11 protein-coding genes and 1 tRNA gene are annotated in these 13666 nt (G+C 36.3%); 3 read left to right on the top strand and 9 right to left on the bottom strand.

Going from position 1 to position 13666, the window contains the following annotated elements; all coding sequences use genetic code 11:
* The first annotated feature begins 87 nt into the window (after window positions 1-87).
* A complete protein-coding gene (locus HOY35_RS09850) occupies window positions 88-864 on the top strand; it encodes a glycyl-radical enzyme activating protein (RefSeq protein WP_172213183.1) in 777 nt (258 codons plus the stop codon).
* Window positions 865-1243: 379 nt separating this feature from the next.
* Here HOY35_RS09850 and HOY35_RS09845 read toward each other — a convergent pair whose 3' ends face one another.
* Together HOY35_RS09845 and HOY35_RS09840 are read right to left on the bottom strand one after the other, a co-directional pair.
* Window positions 1244-2044, bottom strand: a complete 801-nt coding sequence (locus HOY35_RS09845) for a radical SAM protein (protein WP_349627504.1) — start codon at window positions 2042-2044, stop codon at window positions 1244-1246.
* A gap of 161 nt (window positions 2045-2205) precedes the next feature.
* Window positions 2206-4554 (bottom strand): formate C-acetyltransferase, encoded by a 2349-nt coding sequence (locus HOY35_RS09840; RefSeq protein WP_172213181.1) that lies wholly within the window; start codon window positions 4552-4554, stop codon window positions 2206-2208.
* A gap of 212 nt (window positions 4555-4766) precedes the next feature.
* Between HOY35_RS09840 and HOY35_RS09835 the strand changes: the two genes are divergently transcribed.
* Complete coding sequence (locus HOY35_RS09835; RefSeq protein ID WP_172213179.1) at window positions 4767-5531, top strand: DeoR/GlpR family DNA-binding transcription regulator; 765 nt, start codon at window positions 4767-4769, stop codon at window positions 5529-5531.
* A gap of 78 nt (window positions 5532-5609) precedes the next feature.
* Here the strand turns inward: HOY35_RS09835 and HOY35_RS09830 are convergent, their stop codons facing one another.
* From HOY35_RS09830 to HOY35_RS09810, 5 genes are all read right to left on the bottom strand, one after another.
* Window positions 5610-6569 (bottom strand): sugar-binding transcriptional regulator, encoded by a 960-nt coding sequence (locus HOY35_RS09830; RefSeq protein ID WP_349627503.1) that lies wholly within the window; start codon window positions 6567-6569, stop codon window positions 5610-5612.
* Between the two features lie 106 nt (window positions 6570-6675).
* A complete protein-coding gene (locus tag HOY35_RS09825) occupies window positions 6676-7356 on the bottom strand; it encodes a fructose-6-phosphate aldolase (protein WP_172213338.1) in 681 nt (226 codons plus the stop codon).
* A 194-nt stretch (window positions 7357-7550) separates the two neighbouring features.
* Window positions 7551-8216, bottom strand: a complete 666-nt coding sequence (locus HOY35_RS09820; protein ID WP_172213177.1) for a TrkA family potassium uptake protein — start codon at window positions 8214-8216, stop codon at window positions 7551-7553.
* A gap of 95 nt (window positions 8217-8311) precedes the next feature.
* Window positions 8312-9829, bottom strand: coding sequence for a zinc ABC transporter substrate-binding protein AdcA (locus HOY35_RS09815; protein WP_172213175.1), 1518 nt, complete (start codon window positions 9827-9829; stop codon window positions 8312-8314).
* A gap of 162 nt (window positions 9830-9991) precedes the next feature.
* Window positions 9992-11413 carry an aspartate ammonia-lyase gene (locus HOY35_RS09810; protein ID WP_172213174.1) on the bottom strand — a complete coding sequence of 474 codons (1422 nt, stop codon included), beginning with the start codon at window positions 11411-11413 and terminating at the stop codon, window positions 9992-9994.
* 251 nt (window positions 11414-11664) lie between these two features.
* On the opposite strand from HOY35_RS09810, the gene HOY35_RS09805 reads away from it, so the two are divergent.
* A complete protein-coding gene (locus HOY35_RS09805; RefSeq protein WP_172213172.1) occupies window positions 11665-12120 on the top strand; it encodes an Lrp/AsnC family transcriptional regulator in 456 nt (151 codons plus the stop codon).
* A 336-nt stretch (window positions 12121-12456) separates the two neighbouring features.
* On the opposite strand, the gene HOY35_RS09800 is transcribed toward HOY35_RS09805, so the two are convergent.
* Window positions 12457-12529: transfer RNA gene (locus HOY35_RS09800), tRNA-Thr, on the bottom strand.
* 74 nt (window positions 12530-12603) lie between these two features.
* On the bottom strand, window positions 12604-13665 hold the full coding sequence (gene queG / locus HOY35_RS09795) for a tRNA epoxyqueuosine(34) reductase QueG (protein WP_172213170.1): 1062 nt from the start codon (window positions 13663-13665) through the stop codon (window positions 12604-12606).
* Window position 13666: the final 1 nt, after the last annotated feature.

Below are 13666 nucleotides of genomic sequence, written 5' to 3'. Positions count from 1 at the left end.
TTTTATTTCTAAAGAAAAAAATATGTTTTCGTAAGAAATAAATCGTGCTATAATTAATTAGAAATAATCTGTCAAAAGGAGGACATTATGCACGAGCAAGCCTGTATTTTTAATATTCAAAAATTTAGTATTCACGACGGTCCCGGTATCAGAACTGTTATCTTTTTCAAGGGCTGTCCGCTTCGTTGTTATTGGTGCTCTAATCCAGAATCTCAGTCAGGCAAGCCTGAAAAAATGTGGCACTCACAAAAAAATCAAGAAACAATAGTCGGTAACTATAAAACAATTGACGAAATTGTTAATGAGGTCATGCAGGATGAACCGTTTTACCTCGAATCTGACGGCGGTGTAACCTTTTCTGGCGGAGAAGTATTATTTCAGGTCGACTTTGCGACGAAGCTTGCAAAGGTCTTACATCATAAAGGAATTCACATCACCTGTGAGACAACAGGCTTCGCCGAACACGCTGCTTTTGAAGAATTCATTTCAAATATCGATTTGTTATACTTTGATGTAAAACACTATAATCCCGATAAGCATAAAAAGGGAATCGGTGTAGACAACAAACAGATATTGGCAAACCTGCAGTACGCACTTGCCCATCACCACAATCTCATTGTTAGAGTACCGGTTATTCCCGATTTCAATGATAGTCTAAAGGATGCAAGCTATTTTGCTGAATTATTTCTACAGCTAGGTATTGATAAAATAGAGCTACTACCCTTCCACCAATTTGGCGAAAAGAAATATCAATCACTAAAACGGAATTATCAAATGGCCAACGTCCCTCAATTACATAGCGAGGATTTACTGGAGCATCAAGCCATTTTCAAGCAAGCGGGCATTAATTGTCTTATCAGATAGGCTAACAATAGCAAGGTGTTTTCTATCTCTGATTAAAACTGTGAAAAATAGACGAGTCATTCGTTTATTCAGTCAGACGCTTTCTGTCTGACCGGATGACGTATCTATTTGAACAGTTTTGAGAGAGAAAACCCGTCAAAACAAACTGTTTACGCTTTTTAGACAATCTAACTTCAATGGCTTGAAAGTATCGGCATAAGCTGAAAAAATAGATAGGCTAAGTGCCTCCTTACTATTTTTCAGTCTTATGCTCAACTTTCAAAACAAGCCGTTTACGCTTTTTAGACAATCTAGCTTCAATAACCAGCGTCTAGGAAATTAGAGAAAAGGGATAGGACTTTTGTCCCACCCTCAGGACAGTAAGTCCGCCCTCTTAAATTTATGCTAAACCTTCCATAACCGTGGTCAATTTAGCAGCCTCAAACATCTGCTGTATCGCTTTCAAGCTGTCTGCTAAAAGAGTTGGCAGCTCCTTTAGCTGATAGTCCCAACCGAGATAATCATATTTGCTGCTACCATATTGATGAAACGGCAATAGATGGACCCTCTTAACATCAAGCGATTTCAGGTAATCAATTATAGCTATTAGGTTATCTGGTTTCACTGTATAGCTTGGGATCAAGGGAATCCTAGGAATGACTGCTATTTCTGATTGGCCAATTGCCAATTCAAAGTTTGCTTTAACCAGATTAATATCTGCACCAATCACTCTTTTAGACTGCTCTGAGTCCATTAGCTTTAAATCAAATAAAATCTCATTCAAGTACGGACAAAGAGATGCTAAACGTTCTTTAGAATAGCAGCCTGTTGTTTCAATCGCTGTATGAATACCCAATTCATAAAATTCCCGCAGTAATGCCTGCGCAAAAACGCTTTGCGTCAGGACCTCCCCACCAGATAGAGTGACACCGCCACCAGAAGTTCTAAAAAAAATCTCGTCTTTCAATACTTCTTCAACAACCTCTGAAACAGTGAGCCATTCACCAATAATTTCTATTTTGCCATTTTTTAACCATTGGGTTGGAGTAACCGCCTTTTGTGACTCTGGATTGGCACACCAAGGACATTTTAATGGACAGCCTTTTAAAAAAATCACGGTTCTAATACCAGTACCATCATGAATTGAATATCGCTGAATATTAAACACTAAGCCTTTTAGCTCGTTATTCATCGCATCCATTCAAACCTCCTCCTCACTCACCTAAAAAACTGAAACGACTTATTTTACAGGAAAGACTGACTATCATTTTTCAAAAATCTACATTTTGCGCCTGGACACAGGCCATCTGAGTAGATACACGCAGAATTAGGATTTTTTTCAAAATGATATGCTCACCTTAATTATAATTCATGCTCGACACGTGCGATAATATCATCCTGAATTTGCTTATTCAAATCAACAAAAAATGCACTATAGCCCGCAACACGAACTAATAAGCCAGTATATTTCTCGGGATTTTTTTGAGCATCCAGTAAGGTTTGCTTAGACTGAACATTAAATTGTACGTGTTGAATTTTTAACTTCGTATAAGCCATTAAAAAATCAGCAAATTTATTTAACCCTGTCACACCTTTAAGAGTATTTGGTTGAAATTTTAAATTCAAAAGACTACCATTTACCGTCAAATAATTATCAAGCTTACTAACTGATTTTAAAACGGCCGTTGGCCCTAAGCGATCGCGTCCGACCATCGGGGAAAGGCCACCGTCAGCAAGCTGTTCATGCGCTTTACGACCATCAGGGGTTGCACCAACGGCTTCTCCTAACGGAATATGGGCAGAAACCGTATATGCACCTGGAATAAAGCGCCCACCACGGATATTATGGTATCGATCTAGCTCCATCGCAAAGTGATGAAAAATTTTCATGGCAATCTCGTCAATTTCATCATTGTCATTACCATATTTATCAAAATCTTGGATGAGATGCTCCTGCAATTTTGCATATTCACCTTGATAGTTGACTGCCATCGCGTCCACTAACTCTGAAAAAGTCATCTCATGCTTTTCAAAAACTAATTTCTTAATTACAAAAAGTGAGTCACTCAAGTTTGCTTCACCGATACCCTGCACGCCAGAAAAATTATAGCGGGCTCCGCCTTCTGTGACATCACATCCGTTTTCCAGACAATCCGCAATTAGAACTGACAGAAATGGAGTTGGTGCATAGTGACGATGTCCTAAATCAACAATATCTGAGCCCTTAACCACTAATTTAACATAACGGGTAATACTTGCTTCAATAGCTCCGAACAGCGCCTCATAAGTTAAATCAGCTTTATCTTTAAGCTCATACATCGAGAGCTCCATAATTCTTAATAAATTAAACAATGCGATATCATGCAGGCCATAGGTTTTCCCCGGAATACTGATTTCAACACAACCAACAGTTGCATAATCACGAGCATCCTTCAAGGCTACGCCCTTACTTAAAAAAGCAGGTACACAAACCTCATCATTAAACAATTGTGGAATCCCCGTCCCTAAGCGAATCGTTTCACAAGTTTTTAATAAAAATTTTCTAGGAATCAGTTCATTCATCCTAACTGATAAATTTGGTTGAGGTAAAAGAATTTCGTGATATAAATCCAGCATCATATATGATAATTCATTAACTGACGAACGCCCAAATTCATCTAATCCACCAAGTACAACTGTATAACCAGTCGGAAACCCAGCAAAGCACTTAGCACTACTTTCACTTCTTAATAAAACCACATCATTTGTTTTAACATAAAAATCACCCAATACCTCATAAAGAAAATCGGCACTAGTATTGTTTTTCAATGATTGTTGATAAAATGGATAGAGATATTGATCCATTCTGCCTAAAGAAAGTGACGAAGCATTAGATTCATACTGTCCAACGACACTGGTCATCCAAAGTAGCTGCAACGCTTCGTAAAATGTATCCGGCTTTTGGGTACTTAGCTTGTGACACATTTCAGCAATAGCTTCTAATTCCTTTTTTCGTTTATCTGACACTGCCGCATCGGCCAATTCTTTCGCTAGCGCGGAATATCTTAAAAAATGATTATGCATTGCCTCAAAAATAAGCAATCCTGCTTTAAAGAAATCATTTTCAGGCCTAGTATTAATTTTCACTTTTAATAAATCAATATAATATTGAATGCCATGTTCTAAAATGGCTGGAAAATCCATGATAATATGACCCTGACCTTTATCTGTTTGATTTAATTTGAAAATCTCGTCATCAAGGGCTTGCTGGATATCTGGCGTAATTTGCGTCTTAATAAAATCCTTCATCGAACGATTTTTCCAATACGGGTATAGTGCTTCAAGATAAATTTTTTTGTCTGCCGCCATAAATTTAAACTGATCCTGAGGTCGAGCATCGATTGTATCAATCTCCTCCAAAATCCAATATGGATCCATTTCTGGAGATAAAATGCCTGATCTCGGGCGTACCGTTCGATTTCCCACTAAAAGCTCGCCCTCACGAATACTAATTTTAACGTTTTCTAAAATATGTGCTACTGCTTTAGCACGACGAATAATAACAGATTGCCCTTCTGTTTGCTGATAGCTTTCTGTATAAAGCAAAGCACGCTCTATAGAGATTTGACGTTTTTCTTTAAATAAATTCGCCTTCATCTGCTGAAGCCTACGATTGCCCTTTAATACAACGTTACTAGTATTTTTGCCTTTTTCGATTACACCTAATGCCATTATTTTTTCCTTTCTTTCAAAATCCTTTTACGTTCACCTTTATAATAATTATATAATCTCTATTTTTGAATTCAATTAAAAACTTGGTTTTTAAACATATAATTTGGTTTTTTCGATAAATCCCAAGTTTAAAAACTATAAAACTTGGTTTTTAACTTGAAATTTACTATACTATTTCTAACGTTAAAATTAAAACGATTGGAGAATATGTGATGAAAGCCGAAGAAATTCAAGCTAGACGTCAAGCAATCACCAAGCTTTTATATCAGAAAAATGAGGTACGGATTAATGAATTGGTCAATCAATTCCAAGTTTCTGATGAAACAATTCGCAAAGACCTAAAATATCTCGCCTCAGAAGGTATCCTTGAAAAACGCTACGGTGTCGCCAAGCTTATCCAAGCCAAACCGCTAGAGCCAGTTGTTAATCGAACCCCAATTAACTATGCAAATAAAAGCAAGCTCGTCCAAGCGGCCGCTAAACTAATTCCTAAGGGGCGCTGCAGCATCGGGTTAGATCAAGGCAGTACAGCTGCCCTGCTAGCAAACCACCTTAAAACGCATGATAATAAACATATTTTCACAGGCTCTCTAGCCGCTATTTTAGAGCTCATCCATTCAAAAAATACAGTTTATTGCGTGGGCGGCAGATATTCTGAAGCAGATATGTCCTTTCAAAATGATACGGCGAATCAATTATATGATGATGTCAAATATGATTTATGCTTTCTGGGCTCAAGCGGTGTTTTGGGCAGAGACGGCTTTTGTACCTCATCACTCGTTGATGCGGAAATTAAAAGGCAGCTGATTGCAAAAAGCACTCGAACCATCATTCTATTAGATAGTCAAAAATTTAATTACTCATCTCTAGTTCAGGTCGCAAAATGGCAAGCTGCTGATATTGTCATTACCAATCAAGATATTCCAGCAGATGCCAGACGCTTAATTGAAGCAAAAACGCGCTTAATATTAGTCTAAATCACTAAAAAAGCAAATCACAAAAGGATTTGCTTTTTACATCTCTAAATCTATAGGTGCAATTACATCACAAAAAATTCACGCATTATTCTCATTAAATATCCTCTGCATTTCTAGTGCCGTTTCCTGATCGGTAATTAAACTATTGATGTATCCTCTTCTTATTAATCCAAGAATAGCTGGCGCCTTATTCAAACCATTTGCAATACCAATTGAAGCTGGTACCTTAGCAATCAGCTCTACCGGTATCCCAATACGCCGTTGGTATAAATCGCCCTTTAAAACTTTCCCATCAGCGTCAAAAAAGCTACAAGCAAAATCACCTACTGCTTCACGCAATTTTAGTGCCTTAATATCTTTCATTGTCAATAAATCTCGCCATTGACTATTTTGGTAATTTAAAGGACCACCAATCCCTAATATCACAGTATCCATTTTTGACCAGTAATCATGAATTTCAGCAAAATACTTTGATTTAATAATACCGGCTGCCAAAGGCTGAGATTCTTGAATGACAGTTGCATTAATAAAAATACTCTGACCATGAAATTTTTTCGCCATTTCATAGACCAGTGTATTAACATGATACTTTGAATTAACATGACTAGGACCACCGACAATTGGTAAAAATACCGTATCTACAGTCTGCTTTGGACTAATTCGGCTAATCGTTCGACCAATGGTTGCCCCCCACGATAAGCCAACAACACTATCATCACTAATATTTTTACGAATAAATTCTGCTGCAGCGACAGATAGATTATCAGCTTTTTCCTTTTCAGTCAAACGATGAGATGTTGGCACAATTTCAATTTGAGTTAAATCAAATTTTTGCTTAAAAAATGTTTCTAATTCAAAAATTGCTGAATCAAAATGGTGTACCTTTATCTCAACAATTCCCTGCTGCTTGGCCTTAGTCAGCATTCGACTAATAGTCGTACGATAAATGCCAAGCGTTTTAGCTATCTCTGCTTGACTCATATCCTCCTGATAGTACATATAAGCAACCCTTGCTAATAATCGTTTTTTATCATCCACCTGCTACACCTCCTCTATCTTTAAATTATAGCCTATTTTAAGACTGAAAATGACTGGAATGAAAAAACATCCCAGCCAAGTTCATTTAATATTTGATTAGCTTAATTTACAGACTAGAAATTGTCGTTCCTTTGCCGAATGATTGTTCCCAATCTGCTGTAAAGTCAACAACAGCTTTTTCGATAGAGGGCATACCAAGCGCCGCTGAAATAATATCAACACCCATTGTTGCAGCCTGCGCACCGCCTTCTAATGCCGCATTGATTTGACCAACATTTTTAAAGCTTGCCGCCAATATTTTTGATGAACTATTGGTGCGCTCAATTTCTCGTGCAATTTCTATAATCGTTGCCTGTGCATTAATATTTAAATTTTCCATCCGATTAAAATAAGGTGCGATATAATCTGCGCCCGCAGCGATTGCTAAATAAGCTTGGAATTTGCTATAAACAGCAGTTGCAGTTACATTAACATTTTGCGCCTTTAAAGCCTTGATAACCTCCAAACCAACTGAATTGACTGGTACCTTGATAAAAACCTGCTGATCAACCTTGTTCAAGATTGCTTCTGCATCTGCTAGCATTCCCTTAGCATCTTGAGCAACAACCTGAATATGCAAGCTTTTATCCATTCCAATGATTGTTCTAATTTGCTTCATATGCTCAAAAAAAGCAATTTTCCCTTCTTTTTTTACAATCGATGGATTAGAAGTAACTCCTGAAATCGGAGCAATCCTCACGTATTGCTCAATCTCTGATAAATTGGCAGTATCTAACATAAATTCCATCATCTATTCCTCATTTCCTTTATTTGATACTATTAGTTTAACAGACCGAATCTCCAATCTAGTCTCAAAAATATTATTTAATTTAAAACGTTGATTTCTAGGGAATTATTTGTAACATTTTTTAAAAAATAGCACAAAAGTGCAATTATTTTTAAAATAAAATACATTCCATCCAAGATGAAATGCATTATCATTTATGTCCGATATAAAATTTCGTCTAAATATTCAACATCCTCTGTCCTGCCAACCACTAAAATTGAATCCTTCTCATGAATAATTGAATCCGCTGTTGCCAGCTCAACCTCACCAGAGGTCTTTTTAATCGCTGAAATTTGGACATTATATTTTTTAGGAAAACTCAATTCCTGTAAAGTACGGTTTATGAATTTTTTATTGTAGACCTTTATCTCTGCCATTGAAAAATCCTTGCTAATTTCAAAGTAATCGACTAAATTATTCGCTGTCAAGCTATGAGCTATTCTAACACCCATATCACGCTCTGGATGAACTACTCTATCAGCACCGATTTTTTCAAGCACTCTAGCGTGATAATCATCCAAGGCCTTAACCCAGACATTTTTCACATTCATTTCTTTGACCATCAACGTTACCAAAATACTCGCTTGTAAATCCTCACCAATGGCAACAACTACAGCATCAAAATTACGAATCCCTAAAGATTTAAGAACCGCTTCATCCTGCGCATTCGCAACAACAGCATGTGTTGCGATATTCATATATTCATTCACGCGATCTTCGTTGGAGTCAATTGCTAGAACCTCGTGACCAGACTCTACTAATGTTCTAACAATACTGCTACCAAATCTCCCTAAACCGATTACCACAAAGTTTTTTTTCATGATTTCACATCCTCAAACCGATTATAGCAAAAAGAGACCAAGGCGTCATGCCTTAGTCTCCTAATTGCCAAGCTTACAATTTATCAGACAATTTTTTAATGTAAGATCATTTCTTGAGCAATTTCTTTACCTGTCATTGTACTTGGGTAATAGGTTGGCCAGTGATCCATTTCCTTAAGCAAGGCATCTTGACTATCATTTCCAAAGAAAATATGGAAATGTTCTGTTTTAACATCGGTAATATTATGATCACTAAATTGAACATACTTATATGCACCGTCAACAGCTTCAGTTGCTTCAAATAAATAGCGAACACCTCGATTGCCAGCTTCATAATCCAAAATTTTCTTGCCAACATATTTGTATGTTGCCTTATGACTTTTACCAGCTACAATAAAATCAATTGTTTTATCTGTAATCTTAATTTCATCAACATCTGTTTGATAACCAGTTGTATAATATGCTTTATATTCTTCAGCGGTCATTTTTTTCTTAAGCTTTGCTTTATAATCAAAGACTTGGTCTAAGGTACCATCTTCAAGATAAGGATAAACTGATTGCCAATCGCCTTTATAATTTGCTAGACTCCGATCCTCTACCTGAGAGTCTTTAAAGTAGCCATCATAAACCGTTTTTTCAGCAGTTTCTTCTGGTTCAATTATTTCCTTCCCGTCCGTTTGGGTAGTCGTCTTTTCTAAAGCAGTGAGATTTTCTGTCATTACAGAAATGTAATCTTCTTCATTTTTTTGTTGCTCTTTTGTCAAGCCTTCAAGCGGATTTAAAACAAGCAACTCTACCTTAGCCTCATTTGCTAACGTTTCAGCAACCTTACTAGAAGCGTTCTCTTCAAAGTAAATATATTTAATATTGTTTTCAGAAATATAATCCTTTAGCTCAGCTAAGCGTGATGCACTCGGTTCTTGATCTGGTGAAAGACCAGCAATTGAAACTTGATTTAAGCCATATTCCATCGCTAAATATTGGAAGGCTGCATGCTGTGTTACAAAATTTTTCTGTGTCGCATTTTTTAAGCTTGTTGCATATTTATTATCCAAAGCAGTTAATTTTTCAATATAAGCCGCTGCATTTTTTGTAAATGCTGCCTTCTTTTTCGGATAAGCCTTTATCAACTGATCACGAATCGTTTCCACTTCCTTAATCGCCAACGATGGCGCTAACCAGACGTGTGGATCCATCTCATGCGAATGACCTTCTTCACCGCTGTGATCATGACCTTCTTCTTCCAAGCCGGGTAATAATAAAATGTCTTGCGATGCTTTAATCACATTGACACTATCCTTTTTCAAGGTCTTAGTTAAATCAGGTACCCAAGTCTCCATATTTTCATTATTATAAATAAATGCATCCGCGTCAGTAATTTTAGCAATGTCCTTTGCTGAAGGCTCATAGTCATGTGGTTCAACCCCTGAACCAATTAATAAAGAGACATCACCTTCATCACCGACAATATTTCTAGTAAAGTCGTACATTGGATAAAAAGTCGTAACAATACTTAATTTCTCGTCATTTGCTTCACTCTTATCGCTCGTCTTACTATTACAGCCAGTCAAAAATAGAACTAGCAATCCCATTAATAATACGATTTTCTTCATCAATAATTCCTTTCTCAATACCACAGGTAAAATGTAATCATTACGATTTGCATTTTTTAGTATAGCATATCAAAAAGATTTTACAATACCCATTTTAAAAATAATAAAAATACCTTGAATCAAAACGGCTGATTCAAGGTGTTTGTAACGATAAATTTTTTACTAAACATAAACTAAGCTTTCAACAGAATCTACTTCAGCTTGATTCGCAATAAAATATGCTGGATTTAATAATTGATTAAGCTGTTTTACAGGTAAAACCTTAGACTCATAGGCTACTTCTCTCACAGAAATTTGGCGAATACGAGCTTCCTTTAATAAACTGGCTGATTTTTCATAGCCAATAAAAGGCGCCAGAGCAGTAATCATAATATCGCTAGTCATCACAGACTCATAACAGAATGCCTCATTAGCCTTCAGCTCTAAAATTGCATTTTCTGTTAAGGTTTTGATACCATTGGTCAGAAGATTGACAGAAGACAGCAAATTTTGAAATAATACGGGTTCAAAAGCATTTAGTTCCAATTGACCATTTTCAGCTGCCAAGGTAATACTTAAATCATTACCAATCACTTGAAAAGCAATTTGTGAAACGACTTCTGGAATCACTGGATTAACTTTACCGGGCATAATTGATGAGCCAACTTGTTTTTGTGGTAAGCGAATTTCACCAAGCCCTGCTTGAGGCCCACTAGACATGAGCCGCAAATCATTCGAAATTTTAGTAAGCGTAACAGCCAAACTCTTCAAATGCGCTGAAACTTGGACAAGACCATCTAAATTTTGCGTCGCATCAATTAAATCACCGGACTGAATAAGCGGTATTGGAAATTCCTGATTAATCGCTGGAATAATTTGCTTCAGATAATTTTTTGAAGCATTCACTGACGTTCCGATTGCAGTGCCGCCTAAATTAACAATTTGAATTTCTTTTTTCACTGCCTTAATTCGTTTTAACTCTCGCAAAATCACACTCTGATAAGCTTTAAAGCTATCCCCCAAGTCAGTCGGTAACGCATCCTGTAATTGCGTCCGACCAACCTTGATCACATTTTTAAATTCCTTTGCCTTTGCACCTAAAGCCAGCTCTAATTCCCTCAAGGCTTGCTCCAAGTACAATATTTCTTCTAAGACAGCCATTTTACCCGCCGTTGGATAGACGTCATTCGTTGATTGCGACTTGTTGATATGATCATTTGGATGAATAATTTTATAATTGCCACGTAATTCGCCAATAATTTCTAAAGCACGATTTGCGATAACCTCATTAACATTCATATTGGCTGAAGTGCCTGCACCACCTTGAAAAGCATCTAATATGAACTGATCCGATAGCTTACCTTCAATAATTTCATCACAGGCTTGTATAATTGCCTCAGCTCGTGTCTCAGATAATTCATTATGATTGAGATGAACAATTGCGGCTGCCTTTTTAATACGAGCCATATTTTTAATCAAAAGCGGATTCATTCTTTGACCACTAATTTGAAAATTTTCAAATGCACGTTTAGTATGAATGCCATAATATGCTGCTTCTGGAATCGCCTTACTACCCAGACTGTCCGTTTCAATTCTAGTTATCATTTAATATATGCTCCTTTTATTTGTTTTTGATATGTCAAAAAATATCACATATACCAGAAGCCTACAACAGCAAAAGGAAAAGAAAAAATCTAATGATATTATTCATTTATTTTTCTTATTAATTTAAAGTTGAAAACGTTTTTTTAGCATTTTAATTAAGCTCTATTTAAAATCATATAGATTTTTTTGAAATTTTGCATTAGACTATAGCTGTAAATGTTATAAAACTTGACAAAGGAAAAAGGTGTAAAATGGACGATATCGATTTAAAGCTACTAAATTCACTGCAATTAGATGGTCGAAGCTCAATAAAAAAATTAGCTGAGCAATGCTTTGTTTCTTCACCAGCCACATCTGCACGCATCCAAAATTTAGAAAAAAAGAATTACATCAAAGAATACCAAGCCATACTTAACTATAAAAAAATGGGGTTTCATATCAAAGCGTATGTTAGTTTAGAAGTTTCTCCTAAAGATAAGCCAGAGTTTTATCCTTTCATTGAATCCATTCCAAATGTCCTTGAATGCGACTGTGTTACAGGACCTTTTTCAATGCTCTTAAAAGTCGTCTTTCCCGGCACTGATGAACTAGATCAATTTATTGGCTTACTACAACGCTTCGGCAATACCAATACACAAATTGTTTTCTCAACACCTGTTGGGCCAAGAGGATTGATTCAAAAAAATTTAAATATGAAAAATAATTAATTAATAACAAAAAGACCTTCAGATAACTGAAGGTCAAGGAGTTTATGAAAAAGATTAATTATTTGGGATGAGCTAATAGTATAGCCGGAAGCTTAAATAAAGCTTAAACTCTAAATTAAAATGATAAAAAAATTATTATAGATTCAAACATCGGTTCTAGCTGTGTCTGAATATTCAAGAATTTGAATTGTGGCAGCCAATCATAAACTGAAATTTAAAATAGAATATTTTTCAAAATTAATAGCCTATAACAATTTATGAGCATATCATATATAGTTAAAATAATTTAGAACAAGAAACCAAAAAGCACTGATAAATCAGTGCTGCTATTATAAATGCCGGGTGCAGGAATTGAACCTACGACCTACGCGTTACGAGTGCGTTGCTCTACCGACTGAGCTAACCCGGCTTGATTACCTAATACATTCTACCGAATTTTTGCTCAATCGTAAAGACAATTAGGCAAATTTCTAAGTTTTTTTATTATTTTTTCAATAATTGTTGTGCTGATGCTTCTGAATTCAAAATCAAGCTTAATGACCAAAAGCAAGCTTCTTTAAAATCCTCACGCGTCGAAGTATGATAAAGCTCAACCAAAAAATCAACTGCTGTTTGATCTCTAGCATTACCCAAGGCATAAATTGCATTACGCTGTAAAACATTCTTGCCACGCCAGCTGCCTGAAATATGACCAAATTTCGCTTTAAATTCTCGATTGGTCAGCTTAATCAATGGAATAAGTTCGGGATAAGCAAGCTCTAAATCAATCGCCAGCTCATCTTGATGCTGCGTCGAATTAATCCCTTTATTATAAGGACAAACCTGTTGACAGATATCACAACCATAGATTGTTGTTCTAATTTTAGAACGAAATTCTAAGGGCATCTCACCTTTATTTTGTGTTTGAAAGGAAAGACAGCGCTTAGCAACCATTTTACCGTTACCAATCAACGCATCTGTTGGACAAAGATTAACACAACGCTTACATTCACCACAATTTAGTGAGATAGGCTGATCGGGCTCAAGCTCTATACTGGTGATAATCTCTCCTAAATAAACATAGCTCCCGAACTCAGGCGTAATTAGCAAACCATTTTTACCAATAAATCCAAGACCTGCTCTTTGCGCAACTGCGACATCAATTAATTCACCTGTATCCACCATCGCTTTATAGTCAAAATCACTGGTTAATGCTTTTATTCCTTCGATTAACTGATCAATCTTGGTCTGTAAAATATCATGATAATCAATACCCCAGCTAACCGATGCAAATTGTCCTCTTCGATAATTCGTTCTCTTAGGACGACTTGTTAATTTAGATGGATAAGCTAAGGCAACCGCAATAATTGTCTTAGGCGCTTTAAAAATAAGATCTGGATTCAAGCGTTCATCTAAATTCTGATGTTCAAAACCTGCCTGATTCCCAGCCACTGCCTGTGCTTCAATGCCTTCTCGCAAATACTCAAAATTATCGGCCACTGCAAAACCAATTTTATCAATCCCTATCTCACGACTAAGCTGAATAATTGCTGATTTTAATTCCATA

This window comes from Enterococcus sp. MMGLQ5-1 (genome assembly GCF_013155265.1).
In the GTDB taxonomy this organism is placed as follows: Bacteria; Bacillota; Bacilli; order Lactobacillales; family Streptococcaceae; genus MMGLQ5-1.
The sequence above is the reverse complement of the archived record's forward strand: the minus strand, read 5'-3'. Positions and strand labels throughout refer to the sequence as shown.

What these genes read in the sequence shown, in the direction of transcription:
- HOY35_RS09810 (WP_172213174.1), bottom strand. Translation starts at nt 11,413, where the DNA reads ATGATAACTAGAATTGAAACGGACAGTCTGGGTAGTAAGGCGATTCCA.
- HOY35_RS09820 (WP_172213177.1), bottom strand. Translation starts at nt 8,216, where the DNA reads ATGAAAAAAAACTTTGTGGTAATCGGTTTAGGGAGATTTGGTAGCAGT.
- HOY35_RS09805 (WP_172213172.1), top strand. Translation starts at nt 11,665, where the DNA reads ATGGACGATATCGATTTAAAGCTACTAAATTCACTGCAATTAGATGGT.
- queG (WP_172213170.1), bottom strand. Translation starts at nt 13,665, where the DNA reads ATGGAATTAAAATCAGCAATTATTCAGCTTAGTCGTGAGATAGGGATT.
- HOY35_RS09840 (WP_172213181.1), bottom strand. Translation starts at nt 4,554, where the DNA reads ATGGCATTAGGTGTAATCGAAAAAGGCAAAAATACTAGTAACGTTGTA.
- HOY35_RS09815 (WP_172213175.1), bottom strand. Translation starts at nt 9,829, where the DNA reads ATGAAGAAAATCGTATTATTAATGGGATTGCTAGTTCTATTTTTGACT.
- HOY35_RS09825 (WP_172213338.1), bottom strand. Translation starts at nt 7,356, where the DNA reads ATGGAATTTATGTTAGATACTGCCAATTTATCAGAGATTGAGCAATAC.
- HOY35_RS09845 (WP_349627504.1), bottom strand. Translation starts at nt 2,044, where the DNA reads ATGGATGCGATGAATAACGAGCTAAAAGGCTTAGTGTTTAATATTCAG.
- HOY35_RS09835 (WP_172213179.1), top strand. Translation starts at nt 4,767, where the DNA reads ATGAAAGCCGAAGAAATTCAAGCTAGACGTCAAGCAATCACCAAGCTT.
- HOY35_RS09850 (WP_172213183.1), top strand. Translation starts at nt 88, where the DNA reads ATGCACGAGCAAGCCTGTATTTTTAATATTCAAAAATTTAGTATTCAC.